The 20,089-nt window shown below is 68.2% G+C and carries 18 protein-coding genes; 15 read left to right on the plus strand and 3 right to left on the minus strand.

The genetic code is table 11. The features are described from left to right. Positions 1-481 precede the first annotated feature (481 nt). The 4 genes from DFS13_RS30375 to DFS13_RS30390 all read left to right on the plus strand — a co-directional run bounded on the left by DFS13_RS30375 (position 482) and on the right by DFS13_RS30390 (position 4,098). Positions 482-1,405, plus strand: a complete 924-nt coding sequence (locus tag DFS13_RS30375) for an NAD-dependent protein deacetylase (protein WP_034178459.1) — start codon at positions 482-484, stop codon at positions 1,403-1,405. After that, entirely contained in the window at positions 1,402-2,043 is a 642-nt protein-coding gene (locus DFS13_RS30380) for a DUF938 domain-containing protein (protein ID WP_111442488.1), read from the plus strand. Before DFS13_RS30375 ends, DFS13_RS30380 begins: the two co-directional genes overlap by 4 nt. Positions 2,044-2,140: 97 nt before the next feature. Continuing rightward, on the plus strand, positions 2,141-3,553 hold the full coding sequence (gene gndA / locus DFS13_RS30385; protein ID WP_006479382.1) for an NADP-dependent phosphogluconate dehydrogenase: 1,413 nt from the start codon (positions 2,141-2,143) through the stop codon (positions 3,551-3,553). A 200-nt stretch (positions 3,554-3,753) separates the two neighbouring features. Next, the gene (locus DFS13_RS30390; protein WP_006485136.1) at positions 3,754-4,098 is read left to right on the plus strand and encodes a DUF4148 domain-containing protein; all 345 of its coding nucleotides are present in this window, start codon (positions 3,754-3,756) and stop codon (positions 4,096-4,098) included. A gap of 115 nt (positions 4,099-4,213) precedes the next feature. Here the strand turns inward: DFS13_RS30390 and DFS13_RS30395 are convergent, their stop codons facing one another. Next, positions 4,214-4,534, minus strand: a complete 321-nt coding sequence (locus DFS13_RS30395) for a hypothetical protein (RefSeq protein ID WP_006485139.1) — start codon at positions 4,532-4,534, stop codon at positions 4,214-4,216. Positions 4,535-4,958: 424 nt separating this feature from the next. On the opposite strand from DFS13_RS30395, the gene DFS13_RS30400 reads away from it, so the two are divergent. Further along, positions 4,959-5,693: a peptidoglycan DD-metalloendopeptidase family protein gene (locus tag DFS13_RS30400; protein WP_111442489.1), complete on the plus strand. Its 735-nt coding sequence runs from the start codon at positions 4,959-4,961 to the stop codon at positions 5,691-5,693. A gap of 57 nt (positions 5,694-5,750) precedes the next feature. Here DFS13_RS30400 and DFS13_RS30405 read toward each other — a convergent pair whose 3' ends face one another. Continuing rightward, complete coding sequence (locus DFS13_RS30405; protein ID WP_012493201.1) at positions 5,751-6,389, minus strand: Pr6Pr family membrane protein; 639 nt, start codon at positions 6,387-6,389, stop codon at positions 5,751-5,753. Positions 6,390-6,615: 226 nt separating this feature from the next. Here DFS13_RS30405 and DFS13_RS30410 point away from each other — a divergent pair, with 226 nt between their 5' ends. From DFS13_RS30410 to DFS13_RS30435, 5 genes are all read left to right on the plus strand, one after another. Further along, complete coding sequence (locus DFS13_RS30410) at positions 6,616-7,152, plus strand: cytochrome b (RefSeq protein WP_006483770.1); 537 nt, start codon at positions 6,616-6,618, stop codon at positions 7,150-7,152. Positions 7,153-7,307: 155 nt separating this feature from the next. Continuing rightward, positions 7,308-7,676, plus strand: coding sequence for a DUF2946 domain-containing protein (locus DFS13_RS30415; protein WP_006483774.1), 369 nt, complete (start codon positions 7,308-7,310; stop codon positions 7,674-7,676). Between the two features lie 83 nt (positions 7,677-7,759). After that, positions 7,760-9,892, plus strand: a complete 2,133-nt coding sequence (locus DFS13_RS30425; RefSeq protein ID WP_111442490.1) for a TonB-dependent copper receptor — start codon at positions 7,760-7,762, stop codon at positions 9,890-9,892. Positions 9,893-10,112: 220 nt separating this feature from the next. Next, positions 10,113-11,207: a triacylglycerol lipase gene (locus tag DFS13_RS30430; protein WP_006495972.1), complete on the plus strand. Its 1,095-nt coding sequence runs from the start codon at positions 10,113-10,115 to the stop codon at positions 11,205-11,207. Positions 11,208-11,210: 3 nt separating this feature from the next. Then, on the plus strand, positions 11,211-12,245 hold the full coding sequence (locus DFS13_RS30435; protein ID WP_006493459.1) for a lipase secretion chaperone: 1,035 nt from the start codon (positions 11,211-11,213) through the stop codon (positions 12,243-12,245). 27 nt (positions 12,246-12,272) lie between these two features. Here the strand turns inward: DFS13_RS30435 and DFS13_RS30440 are convergent, their stop codons facing one another. After that, positions 12,273-13,796 (minus strand): PLP-dependent aminotransferase family protein, encoded by a 1,524-nt coding sequence (locus DFS13_RS30440; RefSeq protein ID WP_034202613.1) that lies wholly within the window; start codon positions 13,794-13,796, stop codon positions 12,273-12,275. 107 nt (positions 13,797-13,903) lie between these two features. On the opposite strand from DFS13_RS30440, the gene DFS13_RS30445 reads away from it, so the two are divergent. The 5 genes from DFS13_RS30445 to DFS13_RS30465 all read left to right on the plus strand — a co-directional run bounded on the left by DFS13_RS30445 (position 13,904) and on the right by DFS13_RS30465 (position 20,047). Beyond that, positions 13,904-15,007, plus strand: coding sequence for an ABC transporter ATP-binding protein (locus DFS13_RS30445; protein ID WP_012493203.1), 1,104 nt, complete (start codon positions 13,904-13,906; stop codon positions 15,005-15,007). 76 nt (positions 15,008-15,083) lie between these two features. After that, positions 15,084-16,130, plus strand: a complete 1,047-nt coding sequence (locus DFS13_RS30450; RefSeq protein WP_058902895.1) for an ABC transporter substrate-binding protein — start codon at positions 15,084-15,086, stop codon at positions 16,128-16,130. Between the two features lie 111 nt (positions 16,131-16,241). Next, positions 16,242-17,498 (plus strand): ABC transporter permease, encoded by a 1,257-nt coding sequence (locus DFS13_RS30455; RefSeq protein ID WP_060212545.1) that lies wholly within the window; start codon positions 16,242-16,244, stop codon positions 17,496-17,498. 37 nt (positions 17,499-17,535) lie between these two features. Then, positions 17,536-18,372 carry an ABC transporter permease gene (locus DFS13_RS30460; protein ID WP_111442530.1) on the plus strand — a complete coding sequence of 279 codons (837 nt, stop codon included), beginning with the start codon at positions 17,536-17,538 and terminating at the stop codon, positions 18,370-18,372. 256 nt (positions 18,373-18,628) lie between these two features. Then, on the plus strand, positions 18,629-20,047 hold the full coding sequence (locus tag DFS13_RS30465) for an MFS transporter (RefSeq protein ID WP_006487759.1): 1,419 nt from the start codon (positions 18,629-18,631) through the stop codon (positions 20,045-20,047). Positions 20,048-20,089 lie beyond the last annotated feature (42 nt).

The raw sequence follows: 20,089 nt of genomic DNA on the forward strand, positions 1-20,089 counted from the left end.
GCGTGGCGCACGAAGCCGACCGGTGCCGGTCGGCCGTCGCGGATGAGCCGCGAACGCAGGCGGATGGCGTCGGCCCGGATCCCGGAATCGTCATGCCATGACACCACGCCCGTCGTCGCGCGGCGAACGCGTTTGCGCGATGGGCATCGCATCGGCGTGACGAGCCGGTGGAACGGGATCGGGTCGGGAAGGCCGATGACGCGCCGATGCGCGCGGCAGGCGGAACACGCAGGGTCCAGGGGAACGGCCGTCGATCGCGGTATGACGGGCGTCGCAACATTGTGCTGTCAGTTGATCCACTACCCCGATGGATCAATTGTTGAAGCGCCCGTCGCCGAGCGGCGACGGGCGTCTTTTTGCGTGCGCGGGCGTGCCGTGGCGGCGGTCCGCCCGATCGCACGGCGTTCTGTATCATGTGCTGGCGTGCGTGGCCGCCCGTGCGGGCGCACGGCCTGCCGGCGCGACCGATCACGTTGCCAACATGAACGATAAAGCCTTGCCCGATCAAGCCTTGCCCGATCCCTCCATCGCCGACGTCGATCCGGCCGCGCTCGATGCGCTGCACACGTTCGTCGAGCGTCATCCGCGCCTGCTCGTGCTGACCGGCGCGGGCATCAGCACCGATTCCGGCATTCCCGGTTACCGCGACCGCAACGGTCAATGGATGCGCTCGCCGCCGATCCAGCTTCACGAATTCCTCGGCTCCGATGCCGCGCGGCGCCGCTACTGGGCGCGCAGCATGATCGGCTGGCCGGTCGTGGGCCGCGCGCGGCCGAACGGGTCGCACGTCGCGCTGGCGCGGCTCGGCGGCGCGGGCCGGATCGAACGCCTCGTCACGCAGAACGTCGACGGCCTGCATCAGCGGGCGGGCAGCGACGACGTGATCGAACTGCACGGCGGGATCAACGGCGTGACCTGCCTCGACTGCGGCGCGCATCACGCGCGGGCGACGATCCAGACCGTGCTCGAAGCCGACAATCCCGAGTTGCTGGGCGCGCAGGCCGAGCCGGCGGCGGACGGCGACGCGCATCTCGAATGGGCCGCGCTCGATACGTTCCGCATCCCGGCTTGCCCCGCGTGTGGCGGCCTGCTGAAGCCGGCGGTGGTGTTCTTCGGCGAGAACGTGCCGCGCGAACGCGTGGCGCTGGCGTCGCAGGCGCTCGATGCGGCCGACGCGCTGCTCGTCGTCGGTTCGTCGCTGATGGTGTATTCCGGCTACCGCTTCTGCGTGTGGGCGCAGGCGCAGCACAAGCCGCTTGCCGCCCTCAATCTTGGCCATACGCGCGCCGACCCGATACTGACGCTGAAGGTCGAGGCGCATTGCGCACCCGCGCTCGACGCACTCGTGGCGCGGCTCGGGCTCGGGCGCAGCAGCGCGGGCGACACGCAGGAGCATGCATCGTGACCGGCGCCGCTTCTTCCCCCGATCCGTCCGCGCGGCTGTCGGCGCCGGCGGCCGAACGCAATCGCGGGCCGATCCTCGACGTGCTGCGGCGCGTGCTGCCGGCGAGCGGCAGCGTGCTCGAAATCGCGAGCGGCACCGGGCAGCACGTCGTTCATTTCGCGCAGGCGTTGCCGGGCCTGCACTGGCAGCCGAGCGATCCCGATGCGCAGGCGCGGCGTTCGATCGCCGCGTGGGTTGCGCATGCGGGCCTCGCGAACGTCGCCGGGCCACTGGCGTTCGACGTGCGCGACACGCCGTGGCCGGTCGCGGCGCTCGACGCGATCGTCTGCATCAACATGATCCATATCTCGCCGTGGGCCTGCACCGACGCGCTGTTCGCCGGTGCGTCGCGCGTGCTGCGGCCGGGCGGCGTGCTGTTCCTGTACGGCCCGTATCGTCGCGAAGGCCGGCATACGACCCCGTCGAACGAGGCGTTCGACCAGCAGTTGCGCAGCCGCGATCCGTCGTGGGGCGTGCGCGATCTGGAGACCGTGGTCGCGCTCGGCCTCGATCTCGGGCTCGACTGCATCGAGGTCGTCGAGATGCCGGCGAACAACCTGGGCGTCGTGTTCCGGCGCCTGCCGCACGCGGAGCAATGACACGCAAGCGCGCAGCGCCGCCGGGTTTCCACTATCCTTTCGCCTGTGCGCGCGGCCCGGCTCGGGTCGCGCCCCGTTTTTTCCGGAGAATTGACTAATGGGCAAACAAGCAATCGGTGTGATCGGGCTCGCGGTGATGGGCCGCAATCTCGCACTCAATATCGAGAGCCGCGGTTACGCGGTGTCGGTGTTCAACCGCAGTCGCGAGAAAACCGACGAACTGATCGCCGAATTCCCCGGCCGCAATCTGGTGCCGACCTATACGCTCGAAGAATTCGTCGCGTCGCTCGAAACGCCGCGCCGGATCCTGATGATGGTGAAGGCCGGGGAAGCGACCGATGCGACGATCGCCTCGCTCAAGCCGCTGCTCGAGAAGGGCGACGTGCTGATCGACGGTGGCAACACGCATTTCACCGACACGATCCGCCGCAACCAGGAACTCGCGCAGTCGGGCCTGCATTTCATCGGCACCGGCGTGTCGGGCGGCGAAGAGGGCGCGCTGCGCGGCCCGTCGATCATGCCCGGCGGCCAGCGCGACGCGTACGACCTCGTCGAGCCGATCCTCAAGCAGATCGCCGCGAAGGCGCCGTCGGACGGCGAGCCGTGCGTCGCGTACATGGGCCCGGACGGTGCGGGCCACTACGTGAAGATGGTCCACAACGGCATCGAATACGGCGACATGCAGCTGATCGCCGAAAGCTACTCGGTGCTGAAGGACGTCGCGGGCCTGACCAACGACGAACTCGGCGCGGTGTACACCGAATGGAACCAGGGCGAGCTCGACAGCTACCTGATCGAGATCACGTCGAAGATCTTCGGCAAGAAGGATGAAGAAACCGGCAAGCATCTCGTCGACGTGATCCTCGATCGCGCCGCGCAGAAGGGCACCGGCAAGTGGACGAGCCAGAACGCGCTGGATCTGGGCGTGCCGCTGCCGCTCATCACCGAGTCGGTGTTCGCGCGCGTGCTGTCGTCGCTGAAGACCGAGCGCGTCGCGGCCAGCAAGATCCTGTCGGGCCCGGCCGCCGCGCCGTTCGACGGCGATCGCGCTGCATTCGTCGAAGCGGTGCGCCGCGCGCTGTATCTGAGCAAGGTGATCTCGTACGCGCAGGGCTTCGCGCAGCTGCGCACGGCGTCGGAAGAATACGGCTGGAACCTCGATCTCGGGACGATCGCGAAGATCTTCCGCGCGGGCTGCATCATCCGCGCGCGCTTCCTGCAGAAGATCACCGACGCGTATGCGAAGGATCCGGCGCTCGCGAACCTGCTGCTCGACCCGTACTTCAAGGACATCGCCGCGAACTACCAGACCGCGCTGCGCGACGTCGTGGTGGCCGCGGTGAAGGCCGGCGTGCCGGTCCCGGCGTTCGCGTCGGCGGTCGCGTACTTCGACAGCTACCGGTCCGAGCGGCTGCCCGCGAACCTCGTGCAGGCGCAGCGCGACTTCTTCGGCGCGCACACGTTCGAGCGCACGGACAAGCCGGGCAGCTTCCACGCGAACTGGTCGTAACCGGCTAGCGGCGGCGGCATTGTTGCGAAAATCTATTCTTTGAATAGGGTTTTTCTATCCCGGATGCCGGCATTGTTGGCTCCGGGGAAACAGTGTTTTCGTTCTTTCATGGTTTTCCCTAGGTGCTGCCGGGACTAAACTCTGTTCCATCGCTGCAGACATGGTGTGTGCGGCGGAGCAAAAAAATCCCGGAGGTAATCATGAAATCGCTGATCGCAACGTTCGCTGCTGCTGCTGTCCTCGCCGTCCCCGCCGTCTCGTTCGCCCAACAGAACGCGCCCGTCACCCGTGCCCAGGTGAAGGCCGAGCTGGTCCAGCTCCAACAGGCCGGCTACAAGCTGGGCAGCGACCGGACCAACTATCCGGAAAGCATCCAGGCTGCCGAAGCCCGTCTGAACCCGCAACAGAACGTCGCCGCTGCCGACACGACCGGCTACGGTGCGCAACCGGCTGCTGGTCAGGAATCGGGCGCGCCGGCCGCGGCCAAGACCGGCTGGCAAGTCAAGCGCATCTCGGATGGCGCACCGGTTTACAAGGGTCGTTAATGGCACGGCCGCGCTGGCGACCGCATCTGACCCCCTGTAGTACGAACACCCCGTCGTACCGCTATGCGGAACGACGGGGTGTTTTCATTGGAACGCGCAATGAATGCGGCGGCGTTCAGTGCAGCGGGCGCCTGCCGCGCCCGATCTCGCGGAACAGCGCCTCGGCCGGTTCCAGCACCTGCAGCCACGTTTCGTCGTAACCGCTCAGCGTATCGAGCGCGTCGCGCAGACGTTCGATCGCCAGGACCGGCAACTCGACGCTGTGGCGCGTGGCGCCGGTCAGGTGCGTGACGCTCGCCAGCTGAACCAGCGCGTCGGCCGCTTCGGCGACGTCGGTCGCGAACAACAGGTGCCGGTTGAGCAATTCGACCAGACCGCTGGAACCGGCGAAATCGTCGGCGTCGAGCTGCACGGAGAGAAACGTCGCGTTATTCATTGTCTTGCTCCTCGTTGTCGTTGGATCGCGCTGCGCACCACCGAGTATAGGCGGCGATCGAAGCGGAGAATATGACGGGGCCGATTCGGCGGGCGAGGGCGGCCGCGCCCGCGAGAAACCCGCAAGCGCCGGCCGGATGGCCCGCCCGGCGCGGCGCGCGGCCCGCCGGGATGCCCGTGCGATGCCGCAAGATTGTTTCCGGATCGGGCAACTGTCGGGGTGTTGACCGCGACAAATGGTATCTTTGCCGGTCGGGACGACGCGAAAAAGGGGCCGGTGAGCTCATCCGCGCCGACGTTCCGCTGTGGAAACTGACGGCCGCGAAAGCGGTCGGATACTGGTTGATCCGGCCGTTCGGCCGGACATCGTGCGTCGCGCGCCGGGGGGCGGTGGGCGGCGCGACGACGCAAATCCGGGAGGACCCTTGAGAGAAACTATTCCCATCCACGACACGCTCACGCGCTGGCTGCCGCAGGCGGCGCTCGTTGCCGCGGCCATCGCGCTGACGGGCTGCACGATGACGCCGTGGACCGACAACTGGCAACCCACGCGCCAGCCGGCGCCCACGTCGGCTGCGACGCCGGGCGTGATTGCCGGCTATTACCGCGTGAACCCGGGCGATACGCTGGCGGGCATCGCGAGCGCCTACGGACAGCGCGTGCAGGACGTGGCCAGCTGGAACCACATGGCGCCGACGGACGCCGTGTCGCCGGGCCAGGTGCTGCGGGTCGCGCCGCCGCCGGCGGCGAATGCGTACGGGCAGCCGCCCGCGGCCGCCGCCCAGCCGGGCTCGCTCGCGTGGCCGGCCACGGGTGTCGTCGCGACGCCGTTTGCGGCCGGCAAGACGCGCGGCGTCGTGATCGCCGCATCCGGGCCCGACCACTCGGTGCGGGCCGCGGCAAACGGGCGCGTGGTGTACGCCGGCTCCGGCGTCAAGGCGTATGGCCCGCTCGTGATCCTGAAGCACGACAACGGGCTCATCACGGCCTACGGGCACAACGGCAAGCTGCTCGTCAACGAAGGCGACGCGGTGCGCCAGGGCCAGCCGGTCGCCGAAATGGGCACCGACGCGAGCGGTCGTTCGACGTTCGAGTTCGAAGTCCGCCAGAACGGCAAGGTCGTCGATCCGATGAACTTCCTGCCGCGCAACGGCGGCTGATCGTCGGTATCGCCACGTGTGCGCCGGGCGGCGCACACGTTCGAACCGCTTCCATCTTCATCCTTCCTTGAGCGTCGCGCTGCCAGACTGTCTCGCATGATTGCCGAGCCAGCGAATGCCCAGTGCGAGCGCCGCCGCGCCGAGCGCGATCAGCGAACACTGGATCGCGACGGGCAGGTAGCCGTGCGGCCGCGGATCGACGAACGGGTAGGGATACCAGTCCTCCACCGCGCCGCGCACGAGCGTATAGCCGAGATAGACGACCGGAAAGCCGAGCCACGCGAACGCACTGCGGCGCGGAATCGGCGAGCGCGGTTCGACATACAGCCAGTCGCACAGCATCACGAGCGGCACGATCCGGTGCAGTACCCAGTTGTTGAACGCTGGCGTGACGTGGCGCAGCGCATCGAGCCGCGCGAGCAGCAGCTCGTAGACGATCGCGGTGATCAGCACGTACAGCACTGCCGCGCCGCGCATCGATTCGTAGCGGGCCGAGCCGGGGCGCGCGATGCGCCACAGCCCCGCGGCCAGCATCGCAGCCGCGTAGAGGCTGCTCAGTTGCGTGAAGTAGCTGAGGTAGTTGCCGAGATGGAAGCTCGGCAGGCGCCAGTAGTCGGCGACGCTGTGCAGCGTGGTGGACACCGCGAGCAATGCGGCGATCAGCCGGTAGGCTGCAACGAAGAACGCTTTGCTCATGATGCCCGCGCGCCGTCGCACCAAAGCTTCATCGTGCCACAGCCGCCCGGGCGCGCGATGCGGATTTTCCATAGGCCGGCCGCGCGCGGCGCGCGTTGACGATTCGGCGGATATTTGACCGCGCCGTGCAAAACCGGCCGCCCGCGCGGCTACAATCGTCACAGCCTTGCCGGGCGCAGGCCGGCTGCAGCTGGCGCCCCTCCCCGAATACGACACGAGACGAAGCATGAAAAACATCCTCGCGAAACAGACGCGCTACAGCTCGCCCGCGATCTTCTTCCACTGGGCCATCTTCCTGCTGGTCGCGCTGGCCTACCTGGCCATCGAGATCCGCGGACCGAAAGGCAGCGACAGCCGGGCGTTCTGGATGAACGTGCACCTGACGGCCGGTACGTTCGTCCTCGTGCTGTCGGTGCTGCGCGTGCTGTGGCGACTGGTCAGCCGCGCGCCGGAAGCGATTCCGCAGGCGACGTTGCTGCGCTGGCTGTCGAAGCTCGCGCATCTCGCGCTCTACGTGTTCATCATCGCGCAGCCGCTGCTCGGCATCATGATGATCAACATGGGCGGCAAGCCGGTGTCGCTCGACTGGCTCGGCGTGTCGTTCACGCTGTTCGGCCCCGACAAGGCGCTGCGGCCGACGATCAAGGAAGCGCACGAGCTGATCGGCAACGCGTTCTACTTCGTGATCGGCCTGCATGCGCTGGCCGCGCTCTACCATCACTTCATCCGGCGCGACGACGTGCTGCGGCGCATGGCGCCCTGATCATCGCGCGTCCGAAGCGCATCGCAGGCGGGGGCGCATGGTTGTGTTGACAACCATGCGCCCCCGGTTCGTTTACCGTCGTCGGCACTGGTCATCGCGTTGAACATTCTGTAACATCTCGGCTGTTTTTACATTCCGCTTACTCGTCGCCGCACATGCTGCACCGACATCGTCACCTGACTGCCTGGCTTGGCCTGCTCGCGATCTGGATCGCGATCGCCGCGCCGCTGGTGTCGCAGTGGCGTATCGCGCAGGCGGCCACGCCCGACGCGATCGTCTGCAGTACCGAGCATGGCGCGCATCGTGCGCCCGCTGCCGGCGGCATGCACGATCATGCGCTGCATCTCGACGCGTGCGGCTACTGCGGCTTCTTCGCTCATAGCCCGGCCATCGGCGCGCCTGCCGCCGCGTCGGTCGGCGCCGTTCCCGTCGTTTCCGTTTCCGTCGCCGCGCCGCCTGCCGTCGCGGCGCGCAGCGACCGCTATCCGCGCGCCTATCCGCGCGCACCGCCCGAGCGCGCCTGACGCGTTTCCCGCCGTTTCTCATTCCGCCGATATCCGTGCGGCCCGTCGAGGCCGCGTGGAGGGCGTCACTCGGGCTTTCGATCATGACCAATTTCCAGTTGCGTGCGCCACGGGCGTCACGCAATGCCCGTGCGCGGCCCTTGCCGCGCATGCTGAAACTCACCGTTCCCGCGCTGGCTGTCGGCGCGCTGGCCGCGAGCGCCGCCGCGGCCGAAACGGCGCCGGCGGCCGGCGCGACGGCGAACGACGCCGCGATGCTGTTGCCGCCCGTCGAAGTCGTCGCGGCGCCGCTGTCGACGCCGCTCGTCGTCGTCACCGATCCGAAGGCGCCGCGCCAGCCGCTGCCCGCCAGCGACGGCGCCGACTACCTGAAGACGATCCCCGGCTTCACGTCGATCCGCAGCGGTGGCACGAACGGCGATCCCGTGCTGCGCGGGATGTTCGGTTCGCGGTTGAACATCCTGGCGAACGGGATGCCGACGCTCGGCGCGTGCCCGAACCGGATGGACGCGCCGACGTCGTACATCGCACCGGAAAGCTATGACAAGGTGACGGTCGTGAAGGGGCCGCAGACCGTGCTGTACGGTCCCGGCGCATCGGCCGGCACCGTGCTGTTCGAGCGTGTGACGCCGCGTTTCGAGCGCCCCGGCATGCGCTTCGAGGGCAGCCTGGTCGGCGGATCGTTCGGCCGCAACGACCAGAACATCGACCTCACTGCCGGCACGCCGGACGTCTATGGCCGCGTGACCGCGAACCACGCGCATTCGCAGGACTACCAGGACGGCAACGGCAACACCGTGCCGTCGCAGTGGGACAAGTGGAACGCCGATGCGGCGCTCGGCTGGACGCCCGACGACCATACGCGCGTCGAGCTGACGGCCGGCACCGGCGACGGCTACGCACGCTATGCGGGCCGCGGGATGGACGGCGCGCATTTCCGCCGCGAGACGTTCGGCCTGTCGTTCGACAAGCGGCATCTCGGCGACGTGCTCGACCGGATCGAGGCGCGCGTGTACTACAACGAAGCCGATCACGTGATGGACAACTACACGTTGCGGCAGCCCGACCCCGCGAGCAGCATGCCGATGCGGATGGCCGCGGACGTGCGGCGCCGCACGGTGGGCGCGCGTGCGGCCGCGACGTTCCGCTTCGGCGACGACTTCAAGCTCGTCACGGGCGTCGATGCGCAATCGAACCGGCTCGATTCGCGCTCGTCGATGGGGCAGCAGAACTACCGCGACCAGCCGTGGGATGCGCAGGCGACCATGTGGAATGCGGGCGTGTTCAGCGAGCTGACGTGGTATGCGAGCGACGTATCGCGCGTGATCGGCGGCGCGCGCGTCGACTATGCGAGCGCACGCGACAAGCGCGCGATGAAGCGCGGCATGATGATGAGCAAGCCGAATCCGACGTTCGACGACGATCGGACGAAGGTGCTGCCGAGCGGCTTCGTGCGCTACGAGCGCGATCTCGCGTCGCTGCCCGTCACGTGGTACGCGGGCATCGGCCACGCGGAGCGTTATCCGGACTACTGGGAACTGTTCTCCGCGACGCGCGGGCCGACCGGGTCGGTCAACGCGTTCTCGGCGGTACAGCCGGAGAAGACCACGCAGCTCGATATCGGCGCGCAATACAAGAGCGACCGGTTCGATGCATGGGTGTCGGCGTACGCGGGCTACGTCCAGGACTTCATCCTGTTCGACTATGCGACCGGCATGATGGGCCCGACCACGCAGGCGACCAACGTCAACGCGCAGATCATGGGTGGCGAGGCCGGCGTGTCGTGGCGGCCGGTCGCGCCGCTGCGCGTCGAGACGTCGCTCGCGTATGCGTGGGGGCGCAACGTGGCGAGCGGCGATCCGCTGCCGCAGATGCCGCCGCTGGAGGCGCGCATCGGGCTCGAATACACGCGCGGCGCCTGGTCGGCGGGCGGCCTGTGGCGCATCGTTGCGTCGCAGCATCGCTATGCGCTGAACGAGGGCAACGTGGTCGGCAAGGACTTCGGCCCGAGCGCCGGATTCGGCGTGCTGTCGCTGCATACGCAGTACAACGTCAGCAAGACCGTGCAGATTTCGGTGGGGGTCGACAACGTGCTGAACAAGGCCTACACCGAGCATTTGAACCTTGCCGGCAACGCGGGTTTCGGCTATCCGGCGAATGCGCCGGTGATGGAGCCGGGGCGTACCGCGTGGGTACGCGTGAGCGCGAAGCTGTAGCGCGCCACGCGCGTGTGCGCCGCAGCATGCGCGTGCCTGCACGCCGCCCCGCCCGAACGGGCGGGGCGCGTCAACCGATTAGAGAACCGTATCTAGTCGGGGCGCAAACGTTCGCGAGTCGTGCTTCACTCCGCATTCGACACACGAGGTCCGTGCGAGGCGGCGTGCGTGTCGATCCGGTGTCATTCGCACCGGCAGCACAATAATCAGGAGAACATGCATGGCCAAATCGATGCGTTCCAGGGTAATGGCAGGGGCAGTGGCATGCGCGATGAGCGTCGCGCCGTTCGCGGGGACGACCGCGTTGACGACGCTCGCGACGACGCACGCGGCGATGGCGGCAACCGCGCCCGCCGACGACTATGCGACGACGCGCTATCCGATCATTCTCGTGCACGGGTTGACCGGCACCGACAAGTACGCGGGCGTACTCGATTACTGGTACGGCATCCAGGAAGACCTGCAACAGCATGGCGCGACCGTGTACGTCGCGAACCTGTCGGGCTTCCAGAGCGACGACGGCCCGAACGGGCGCGGCGAACAGCTGCTGGCTTACGTGAAGACGGTGCTCGCCGCGACCGGCGCGACCAAGGTCAATCTCGTCGGTCACAGCCAGGGCGGGCTGACGTCGCGCTATGTCGCGGCCGTCGCGCCCGATCTCGTCGCGTCGGTGACGACGATCGGCACGCCGCATCGCGGCTCCGAGTTCGCCGACTTCGTGCAGGACGTGCTCGCATACGATCCGACCGGACTGTCGTCGACGGTGATCGCCGCGTTCGTCAATGTATTCGGAATCCTGACGAGCAGCAGCCACAACACGAACCAGGACGCACTCGCGTCGCTGAAGACGCTGACGACCGCGCAGGCCGCCACCTACAACCAGAACTATCCGAGCGCGGGCCTCGGCGCTCCCGGCAGTTGCCAGACCGGCGCGCCGACGGAAACCGTCGGCGGCAACACGCATCTGCTGTATTCGTGGGCCGGCACGGCGATCCAGCCGACGCTGTCGCTGTTCGGCGTGACGGGGGCGACGGATACGAGCACCGTTCCGGTCGTCGATCCGGCGAACGTGCTCGACCTGTCGACGCTCGCGCTGTTCGGCACGGGCACGGTGATGATCAACCGCGGTTCGGGCGAGAACGACGGGCTCGTGTCGAAGTGCAGCGCGCTGTACGGCAAGGTGCTGAGCACGCGCTACAAGTGGAACCATATCGACGAGATCAACCAGCTGCTCGGCGTGCGCGGCGCGTATGCGGAAGACCCGGTCGCGGTGATCCGCACGCATGCGAACCGGCTGAAGCTCGCGGGCGTGTGATCGATGGCGGCACGTGAAGGGCGCGCGCCGCTCGTGCGGCGCGCTGCGATCTACGGGGGCGTGGGGCTCGCGGCAGTCGCCGGCGTCGCGATGTGGAGCGGTGCGGGATCGCATCGCGGCACGGGCGCAGCGGGTGATGCGCCGGAGGCGGCCGCGGTGGGCGGCGTGGCGGTCGCCGCATCGCAGGCCGCGGTGCCGGCGAGTGCGGGCGTGCCGCCGTCGCTCGCCGGTTCCAGTGCGCCGCGGTTGCCGCTCGATGCAGGCGGCCATCTCGCGAAGTCGCGCACGGTGCGCGATTTCTTCGACTATTGCCTGACCGCGCGGAGCGACCTGAGCGCGGCCGCGCTCGATGCGTTCGTCGTTCGCGAAATCGCCGCGCAGCTCGACGGCACGGTCGCACAGGCGGAGGCGCTCGACGTGTGGCATCGGTATCGCGCGTATCTCGATGCGCTCGCGACATTGCGCGACGCCGGTGCGGTCGACAAGTCCGATCCCGGCGCGTTGCAGCTCGCGCTCGATCAGCGGGCGTCGATCGCGTACCGCACGCTCGGCGACTGGAGCCAGCCGTTCTTCGGCGCGGAGCAGTGGCGGCAGCGCTACGACCTCGCACGCTTGAAGATCACTCAGGACCGCTCATTGACCGATGCGCAGAAGGCCGAACGGCTCGCGGCGCTCGAGCAGCAGATGCCGGCCGACGAACGCGAGGCGCAGCAGCGGGTGGACCGGCAGCGCGCGGCGATCGACCAGATCGCACAATTGCGGAAGAGCGGCGCGACGCCCGATGCGATGCGCGCGCAACTGACGCAGACGCTTGGGCCCGAGGCGGCGGCGCGCGTCGCGCAGATGCAGCAGGATGATGCGTCGTGGCAGAGCCGTTACGCGGATTATGCGGCGCAGCGTACGCAGATCGAATCGGCCGGCCTGTCGCCGCAGGACCGCGACGCACAGATTGCCGCGCTGCGGCAGCGCGTGTTCACGAAGCCCGGCGAAGCCGTACGCGCGGCGTCGCTCGATCGCGGCGCGGGCAGCGCGCATTGACCCGGGTGTCGCCACGTGTGGCGGGCTTCATGCCGCGCGCGTGATGTGTCGCGGCAGATGTTGCTCGATGGTATCGGCGAGCGTATCGAACGCGGGCCGGATGCCTTCGTGCGCGACGCATGCATAGCCGAGCAGCAGGCCCTGCCGCGCGGTGTCGAGGTTGCTGTAGTAGCTGGTCAGCGGGCGCACGATCACGCCCGCGTCGAACGCGCTCTGCGTGACCGCGCGATCGTCGCACGCATCGGGCAGGCCGAGCACCAGATGCAGGCCGGCCTCGTCGCCCATCACGGGCAGCGCCTCGCCGAAGCGCGCCCGGATCGCGTCGATCATCAGTTGCCGGCGCTCGCCGTACAGCGTGCGCATTCGTCGGACGTGCGAAGTGAGGTGGCCGTCCATGATGAATTCGGCGAGCACGGCCTGCTGCATCAGCTGGCCTTCGCGGTACAGCTCCGACAACCCGGTGCGGAAGGTGTCGACCAGGTGCTCGGGTACGACCATGTAACCCATCCGCAGCCCCGGGAACAGCATCTTGCCGAGACTGCCGACGTAGATCACGCGGCCGCCGTCGTCGAGACCCTGCAGCGACGCGAGCGGGCGGCTGCCGTAACGGAATTCGCTGTCGTAGTCGTCCTCGATGATCCAGCAGCGGTGCTGGCGTGCATATTCGAGCAGCATGCGGCGCCGCGCGAGGCTCATCACCATCCCGAGCGGGTACTGGTGCGACGGCGTGACCAGCACGAGCCGAGGCGGGTGCTGCATGTCGCTCGCGCGCGGGTCGAGCCCTTCCTGGTCGACCGGCACCGGCGCGAGCGTCAGGCCGGCCGCCTGCAATACGCTGCGCACGCCCCAGTAGCACGGTTCCTCGACCCACGCACGATCGCCGATGTCGGACAGCAGCCGCACCGCGAGATCGATCGACTGATGGATGCCCGTCGTGATGATCACCTGGTCCGGCGAGCATTTGACCGAGCGCGCGACGCGCAGGTAATCGGCGAGCGCACGCCGCAGCGGCCGGTAGCCGCCGCCCGGCGCATAGGTCAGCAGCTCCGGATTGGCCTCCTTCCACAGCCGCGCCTGCAGGCGGCTCCACGTGCGGCTCGGGAATTCCGACACGTCCGGCACGCCCGGCATGAACGCACCCCACTGGCGCCGCGAGACGCCCGCATGCTCGATCAACTGCCGCCCGCGCATCGACAGGCTGCCCTGTGCGTCGGGCGCCGGCAGTTCGTCGGCGGCTGACGGCGGCGGCGTGGCGCCCGGCACGCGGATCGCGGCGGCGTCCGGCCGCGTGTCGGCCACGTAGGTGCCGCTGCCGGTCGTCGTCAGCACGTAGCCTTCGGCCGTCAGCTGGTCGTACACGTGCAGCACCGTATTGCGCGCGATCGACAGGTCGCCCGCGAGCGTGCGCGAACTCGGCAGCTTTGTCCCTGGCCCCAATTCCCCGGTCAGGATGGCCTGCTGCATCAGTTGCAGCAGCTGCCGGTACATCGGTTCGGGCGAGCTGCGGTCGATGCGGGCGGACAGCCAGTCGGCGACGATCACGGTATCCAAAGTGGTCCTACTAGGAATATTGAAATGGTTCCCTAGTATAGAACCGTGCGCGCCGTATAGTGGCTCGCATCTCAAAATCAATTGGCGCGGAACCAGGGGACAGCACGATGAAGTCCGATGATGTGATCGTCAGCTTTCGCGGCGTGCGGAAGACCTACGACGGCGAAACGCTCGTCGTCAAATCGCTCGACCTCGACATCCACCGCGGGGAATTCCTGACGCTGCTCGGGCCGTCCGGCTCGGGCAAGACCACCTGCCTGATGATGCTCGCCGGCTTCGAATTCCCGACCGGCGGCGAGATCCGCCTCGACGGCGAGCTGCTGAACAACGTGCCGCCGCACAAGCGCAACATCGGCATGGTGTTTCAGAACTACGCGCTGTTTCCGCACCTGACGGTCGAGCAGAACGTCGGGTATCCGCTGACGGTGCGCAAGCTGCCCGCCGGCGAGCGCGCGGAGCGTGTCGCGCACGCGCTGAAGATGGTGCAGATGGAGCGCTTCGCGAAACGCTATCCGGCGCAACTGTCGGGCGGCCAGCAGCAGCGTATCGCGCTGGCGCGCGCGCTCGTGTTCGAGCCGAAGCTGGTGCTGATGGACGAGCCGCTCGGCGCGCTCGACAAGCAGTTGCGTGAACACATGCAATACGAACTGAAGGCGCTGCACGAAAAGCTCGGCGTGACCTTCGTGTACGTGACGCACGACCAGGGCGAGGCGCTGACGATGTCCGATCGCGTCGCCGTGTTCGACAAGGGCATCGTGCAGCAGCTCGACACCGTCGACCGCCTGTACGAATCGCCGTGCAACGAATTCGTCGCGAACTTCATCGGCGACAGCAACCGGCTGCGCGGCACCATCGCGCGCGTCGACGGCGAATTCTGCGAATTCCGGCTCGACGACGGCACGAAGCTCGTCGGCCGCCATATCGGCGAAGCCGCCGAGGGCGCATCCGCTGTCGCGTGCATCCGCCCCGAGCGCATGAGCCTCGCCGCGCACGGCGCGAACGGGATGAATGGCGGCGCCGCCAATTGCGTGAGCGGCGAGGCGCGCAGCCTCATCTATTTCGGCGATCACGTGCGCATGCGCTGCGCACTGCCGGGCCAGGACGAGTGCTTCGTGAAGGTGCCGCTCGGCACCGGCGCGCTCGACGCGTTCTCGCCCGGCGCCCCGGTCTCGCTTGCGTTCTCGCCCGAACACCTGCGCGTGTTCGCGTGAGCATGGTTTACCCGGTTTTCCGCAGCACGTCGTCAACAACAAAGCCCACTTCCACCACGAGAGGAGAGGAACCATCATGAAACGAGCAAGCTTTACCGCGCGCCGTACGGCACTCGCGCTGGCACTGGTCGCGTTCGGCGCATCGGCCACGGCTGCCGAGCTCACGGTCGTCAACTTCGGCGGCGCGAACGGCGACGCGCAGAAGGTCGCGTTCAACCAGCCGTTCGAGAAGGCGACCGGCAACAAGGTCACGGCCGTCGAATACAACGGCGAGCAGGCGAAGGTGAAGGCGATGGTCGAGGCGAAGCACGTCAACTGGGACGTGGTCGAAGTCGAATCGGGCGACCTGAACCGCGGCTGCGACGAAGGGCTGTACGAGAAGCTCGACTGGTCGAAGATCGCGAAGAAATCCGACCTGATTCCGGAAGCGCCGCAGGTGTGCGGCGTCGGCTTCTTCGTGTGGTCGACCGCGCTGTCGTACAACGCGGACAAGCTGAAGTCGGCGCCCACCGGCTGGGCCGATTTCTGGAACGTGAAGAAATTCCCCGGCAAGCGCGGGATGCGCAAGGGCGCGCGCTACAACCTCGAATTCGCGCTGATGGCCGACGGCGTCGCGACGAAGGACGTCTACAAGGTGCTCGGCACGAAGGCCGGCCAGGATCGCGCGTTCAAGAAGCTCGACGAGCTGAAGCCGTACATCCAGTGGTGGGAAGCGGGCGCGCAGCCGCCGCAGTTCCTCGTCGCCGGCGACGTCGTGATGTCGACCGCGTACAACGGCCGCATCGACGCCGCGCAGAAGGAAGGCAAGAACCTGAAGGTCGTGTGGAACGGCAGCATCTACGACCTCGACTACTGGGCGATTCCGAAGGGCTCGCCGAACAAGGCGCTGGCCGAGCAGTACATCGCGTACTCGCTGACGCCGAAGCCGCAGCAGGCGTATGCGCAGCACATCGCGTACGGCCCGACGAACGTCGCCGCAATCAAGGCGCTCGACGCGAAGACGCTCGCGAATCTGCCGAACTCGCCGGCCAACGGCAAGAACGCGGTGCTCGAGGACATCGGCTTCTGGACCGACCACAGCGACGAGCTCGAACAGCGCTTCGCCGCGTGGGCAACGAAGTAACCGGTCAGGCATCCTCACGGGTGTCGTGATGCAACCGGCCGCGCGACGCGTCGATCGCGTCGCGCGGCATGCCGCCGGAACGTGTCCGGCCGGAGAGACCAGTTGAATACGATGACGATCGCGCCTTCCTCGCCGTCGACCGCCGCGCTCAAGCGCGAGTTGAAGGCCGCCGAGGCCCGCAAGCGCACGATGGCGCTGCTGCTGGTCGCGCCGCTCGCGATTTTCCTGCTGCTGATTTTCGTCGTGCCGATCGGCACGCTGCTCACGCGCGCGGTGCAGAACCCGGAGATCGCGACCGCGTTGCCGAACACGGTCGCCGCGTTGTCGGGCTGGGACCGCAAGACGCCGCCGGCGGACGCCGCGTATGTCGCGCTCGCGGCCGACATGACGAAGGTGGCCGACAGCGAGGCGATGGGCGCGCTCGCGCGGCGCCTGAACACCGAGATTCCCGGCTATCGCTCGCTCGTCGCGAAGACGGCGCGCGCGATGCCGCTGAAGGGCGACAATGACGCGGCGCTGACGCCCGCGCAGACGCGTGCCAAATTCATCGACCTCGATGCGCGCTGGGGCGACGTCGCGTACTGGCAGGCGATCGCGAAGAACGGCAGCCAGGTGTCGCCGTTCTACCTGCTCGCCGCGCTCGATCACAAGCAGGACGGCTTCGGCCACATCGTGCAAGCCGATCCCGATCAGTCGATCTACCTCGCGATCTTCGGCCGCACGTTCGTGATCGGCGTGGCCGTCACGCTGTTCGCGCTGCTGCTCGGCTATCCGCTCGCGTACTGGATCTCGACGCTGTCGGAACGACGCGCGAACCTCGTGATGATCCTCGTGCTGATTCCGTTCTGGACGTCGGTGCTCGTGCGCGTCGCCGCGTGGATCGTGCTGCTGCAGAGCGAAGGGCTCATCAACACGGCGCTGATCGGCAGCGGGCTGATCTCGCATCCGCTGACGCTGCTGTTCAACCGCGTCGGCGTGTACATCTCGATGACGCACATCCTGCTGCCGTTCATGATCCTGCCGCTCTACAGCGTGATGAAGTCGATCCCGCCGACCTACCAGCGCGCGGCCGTGTCGCTCGGCAGCCATCCGTTCGCCGCGTTCTGGCGCGTGTACGTGCCGCAAACCTATCCGGGCGTCGGCGCGGGCGCGCTGCTGGTGTTCATCCTCGCGATCGGCTACTACATCACGCCCGCGCTGCTCGGCGGGCCGAACGACCAGATGGTCAGCTACTACGTCGCGTACTTCACGAACGTGACGATCAACTGGGGCATGGCGTGTGCGCTCGGCGGGCTGCTGCTTGCGGCGACGCTCGTGTTGTACGCGGTGTACGGGCGCTTCACGCGCACCAACGTGAGCCTCGGCTGAGCGCCGGGCACAGGGAAACGGGAAGGGGATGCCGACCATGAAACTCGCCAGGCCGCTGTTCGCGCCGCACATGTCGTTCGTCGAGCGCGCGTGGTACGTCGCGTTGCGCGTGCTCGTCGTGCTGACGCTGCTGTACCTGATCCTGCCGGTGCTCGCGATCGTGCCGCTGTCGTTCTCGTCGAGCACGTTCCTCGTCTATCCGATTCCGGGTTTCTCGATGCGCTGGTACGAGAACCTGATCGCGTCGGACGAGTGGCGGATGGCCGCGAAGAACAGCTTCATCGTCGCGCCGTCGGCGACCGTCGTCGCGACCGTGCTCGGCACGCTCGCCGCGATCGGCCTGACGAAGGCCGATTTCCGCGGCAAGGGGCTGCTGATGGCCGTGCTGCTGTCGCCGATGATCGTGCCCGTCGTCGTGGTCGGCGTCGGCATGTACCTGTTCTTCGCGCCGCTCGGGCTCGCGAATACCTACACGGGGCTGATCGCCGCGCACGCGGCGCTCGGCGTGCCGTTCGTCGTGACGACGGTGGCCGCGACGCTGCAGGGCTTCAACCAGAACCTCGTGCGCGCGAGCCTGTCGCTCGGCGCGAGCCCGGTGTCGACCTTTTTCCGCGTGACGCTGCCGGTGATCGTGCCGGGCGTGATGTCGGGCGCGCTGTTCGCGTTCGCCACGTCGTTCGACGAAGTGGTCGTCACGCTGTTCCTCGCGGGCGCGGACCAGACGACACTGCCGCGCCAGATGTTCACGGGCATCCGCGAGAACATCAGCCCGACGATCGCCGCGCTCGCCACGATCCTGATCATTTTCTCGACGAGCCTGCTGCTCGCGCTCGAATGGCTGCGCGGCCGCAATGCGCGACGGGCAGTGTCGTAAATAGCGGCGGTCGGCCGCGCGCCGTCCGGCAGGCGGCGAGACCGCCGTTCGTTGCGTCTTCATCGGTGCCGCTCGTTCGACGCGGCATGCCGAATCTTTCGTTTCGCTGACCGACGGCGCGGCCGCCTGCACGTTCGGTGCGGCTCTGCAACAATACGGCTCGCGGTGCCGCGCGTTCCGTTCTTGCCGCACGGAGCGCGCGTCGCCGCGCCGCTCAATCCGCGACGCCGCGCGTCGCTCGTCAGCCGAGCCCATCTTGTCCGAATTCGCTTCCCCCGCCGGCGCCCACGAGCCGGCCGTCAACTGGCGCGCGATGTCCGCCGTGCTGCTGGCCGTCGCGCTCGCGACGCTCGACACCGCGATCGCGAACACCGCGCTGCCCGCCATCGCGACCGACCTGCATGCGTCGCCGGCCGCGTCCGTGTGGATCATCAACGCGTACCAGCTCGCGATGGTCGCGACGCTGCTGCCGTTCGCGTCGCTCGGCGACATCGTCGGTCACAAGCGCGTGTATGTCGCGGGGCTGGCGGTGTTCACGCTGGCGTCGCTCGGTTGTTCGCTCGCGTCGACGCTGCCGATGCTGACGGCCGCGCGCATCGTGCAGGGCTTCGGCGCGAGCGCGATCATGAGCGTCAACGTCGCGCTGATCCGCGGCCTGTTTCCCGCGCATCGACTCGGGCGCGGCGTCGGCTTCAACGCGCTCGTCGTCGGCGTGTCGTTCGCGGTGGGGCCGACGATTGCGTCGCTGATCCTGTCGGTAGCCGCATGGCCGTGGCTGTTCGCGGTGAACGTACCGCTCGGCGTGTTCGCACTCGCGGTGGCGATTCCGTCGCTGCCGCAGACGGCGCGCGGCAAGCACGTGTTCGATCCGGTCGCCGCGCTGTTCAACGTGATCACGTTTGCGTCGCTGATCTTCGCGCTCGGCGAATTCGCGCAGCGCGGGCCGCTTTCCGTCGTGTTCGCGTCGGCCGCGGTTGCACTCGCGTTCGGCTGGCTGCTGATCCGCCGTCAGGCCGGGCATCCGGCGCCGATGCTGCCGGTCGACCTGTTCCGCCGGCCCGTGTTCACGCTGTCCGCGCTGACGGCCGTCTGCGCGTTCGCCGCGCAGGGCCTCGCGTTCGTGTCGCTGCCGTTCTATTTCGAAACCGTCCTGCATCGCAGCGCGGTCGAAACGGGGTTCCTGATGACGCCGTGGTCGGCGATCGTCGCGCTCGCCGCGCCGATCGCGGGGCGGCTGTCGGATCGTTATCCGCCCGGGCTGCTCGGCGCGATCGGCCTGGCGTTGCTGAGCGCGGGCATGGTGTCGCTCGCCGCGCTGCCGGTATCGCCGGGCGTCGTCGACATCGGCTGGCGGATGATGCTGTGCGGCGCGGGCTTCGGTTTCTTCCAGTCGCCGAACCTGAAGGCGCTGATGTCGAGCGCGCCGCCCGAGCGCAGCGGCGGCGCGAGCGGGATCATCGCGACCGCGCGGCTGATCGGGCAGGCGACGGGCGCGGCGCTGGTGGCGCTGTCGTTCGGCATTGCGGGGCGCCACGGGCCGACGCTTGCGTTGATGCTCGGCGCGGGTTTCGCGGGCGCGGCGAGCGTCGCGAGCGGGCTGCGGCTGTTCGCGCCGTCGCATCGGGCCGGCGCACCGGTCGTGTCGGAGCGCGTGAAGGAGCCGGCGACGGAGTAGGGGGCGGGGCGGTCACAACCGGCGCACGGCAACCCTCGCCGC

It is taken from the genome of Burkholderia sp. 28_3, assembly GCF_003253915.1.
GTDB lineage: Bacteria > Pseudomonadota > Gammaproteobacteria > Burkholderiales > Burkholderiaceae > Burkholderia > Burkholderia cenocepacia.